General features: G+C 39.4%; 3 protein-coding genes. 1 reads left to right on the top strand and 2 read right to left on the bottom strand.

Annotation, left to right across the window (positions count from 1 at the left end):
- On the top strand, window positions 1-545 hold a 545-nt coding region (pyrE, locus tag E1176_RS02270; protein WP_155208955.1), incomplete at its 5' end, for an orotate phosphoribosyltransferase.
- Window positions 546-552: 7 nt separating this feature from the next.
- Here the strand turns inward: pyrE and E1176_RS02265 are convergent.
- Window positions 553-1,323 (bottom strand): TIGR02757 family protein, encoded by a 771-nt coding sequence (locus E1176_RS02265; protein WP_155208954.1) that lies wholly within the window; start codon window positions 1,321-1,323, stop codon window positions 553-555.
- On the bottom strand, window positions 1,323-2,386 hold a 1,064-nt coding region (locus E1176_RS02260), incomplete at its 5' end, for a LysM peptidoglycan-binding domain-containing protein (RefSeq protein ID WP_155208953.1). The genes E1176_RS02260 and E1176_RS02265, both read right to left, overlap by 1 nt.

The raw sequence follows: 2,386 nt of genomic DNA, 5'->3' as shown, positions 1-2,386 counted from the left end.
GGAGTTCTGGCTGGAACTCGCCCATCTACTGCGACAATCGCTTGTCTCTTTCCTTTCCTGCAATTAGGAAACATATTAAGCAGACATTAGTTACAACCATTAAAGAAAACTACGAGGGCGTACAGGCTATCGCTGGTGTTGCTACGGCTGGTATACCTCAAGGTGCTTTGGTAGCTGAAGAACTTTACCTTCCTTTTGTGTATGTGCGAAGCAAACCTAAAGGTCATGGTATGACAAACATGATTGAGGGGAAAGTAACGCCCGGACAAAAGGTTGTTTTAATAGAAGACTTGGTATCTACCGGAGGCAGTTCTCTAAAAGCGGCAGAAGCACTTAAAGAGGCTGGCTTTGAGGTAATCGGGATGGCCGCAATTTTTACTTACGGCTTCGATGAAGCTGAAGAAAACTTTAAAAAAGCTGGTATTCCGCTAACATGCCTTAGCAATTATAATTTTCTTTTAGAGGAAGCGCTTAAAAGAGGTACTATCACAGAAGACCAGCTTAAAACTTTAGAAAGCTGGAGGGAGAATCCCGCTGAGTGGTAAGAGAGGTTTAAAACTTCTCTTCTACACCTAATCCAAACAAGGCAAAGTCATACTTGACGGGATCTTCAGGGTCGAGCTTACGCAAGTTTGCTGTAAGCTCTATTGCTGTCTTCCAGTCGGTTTGCTTGCGTGTAATTAGGCCTAATTTTCTCGCGACCCGATCTACATGTAAATCACATGGGCAAACTAACTGACTTGGCTTTATTTTATTCCAAATGCCGAAGTCAACACCATTATTGTCGCTTCTTACCATCCAGCGTAAAAACATATTGATTCGCTTACATGCAGAGTTTCTCGCAGGAGTGGCAATATGCTTTCTGGTTCGGTCAGGATAATCAGGAAGGCTAAAAAACAAATTATGAAAACCGATAAGACCGTTTTCTATAGTCTCATCGTCAGCAGACATGCTCATGAAAAAAGCGTCTTCCAAGCTTTCATAGGTGGTATAATACCACTTAAAGAACTCGATAAAATAAAGTGTATCAGTAGAATTAAAGGTTCGATGCTTAAAATTCAATAATCTTTTAAGCTCATTGTCAGAATGATTTATAATGAAATCATGAGGAGCATGGTCCATCAACGAAAAAAGCTCTTTACATTTATTAATAATTGTCTTTCGTTGGCCCCAGGCTAATACCGCAGCCCAAAACCCTGTAATCTCTATGTCCTCTCGCTTGCTATAGGTGTGAGGTATCGATACTGGATCCGGTCTTATAAAGTCAGGATTGTTGTACTGCTTGTACTTGAGGTCTAAAAAGTCCCGAAGCTTTCTATCCATTACGGTATGTAAGATACGGTAACTCTGAATTGAGGATCGATTGCTCCTAACCTCTCATAAGCCGACTTAGAAATTCTTATTACCACGTTTTTATTTACACCGGTGTCTGGCAACTTACCTAATACACGCACAAATACTTCCTGGTCATTCATTTCATTACGAACCCTCAAAATAGTACCCACTTTTGCCGTTCTGTGCAAAGCCAGATATTTTCTATTACCATCAGAACCGTCAATGAGTGTTGCCACACCAGACTCAATAATTTCTTCAAAATCACCCGTTTTAGTAACAGGTTCCATTCGCTCTTTTTTTGGTTCGGGTGTAGTCGATATTGAGTCACTAATTTGAGGTGTGCTTGAAACTAGCTTTGTACTATCCTGTTTTTCAGATTTCTTTAAATCTCCTCCATCCGCTATTTGAGCTGGATTATCTTTCACCCCAACTATTAACTCCTGACCGATACCAATATCCGGAGATGATAGGTCATTCCATTTCAGCAAATCTTCTATCGATGCTCCATACTGTCGTGATAAGGAATAGAGCGTTTCTGATTGCTTTACAATGTGTGTTTTATGAGCTGCATTGTTTTGATAAACAGGTGCCTCACTTTTTTCTTCAGTTTGGCTATTACTCTTTTTAATGATCAAAACCTGTCCTATATCAATTGAGTTGGACTGTAGATTGTTCCATTGCTTCAAGTCCTGCACATTCACTCCATATTGTTTAGATATAGAATACAAAGTCTGTTTTGGCGCTACCTGATGCTTTATGGTCTGGTTGGCATTGTTTTCTGGTGTACTCTCACTAGTTTCCACTGAAACAGGCATTTGCTTTACCTTCTCTTTCTTTTGCTTTAGCGGAATTTTTATAATTTGCCCAATATCAAGTCCGTACTCTGTAGGTGGATTACTTGCTATAATTTTATTTATAGGCACATTATACTTTCTTGAAACTGAATACAAGGTTTCATTCATTTCTACTTTGTGTAGTATGAATTTTTTCCCGTTTACCTCTTCTATACCGACCGAATCAGTTGAGAAAGTATATCCATAAGATGAAAAAA

The organism is Fulvivirga aurantia (genome assembly GCF_009711475.1).
Classification (GTDB): Bacteria; Bacteroidota; Bacteroidia; order Cytophagales; family Cyclobacteriaceae; genus Fulvivirga; species Fulvivirga aurantia.
This window is presented reverse-complemented; position numbering and strand designations above follow the sequence as displayed.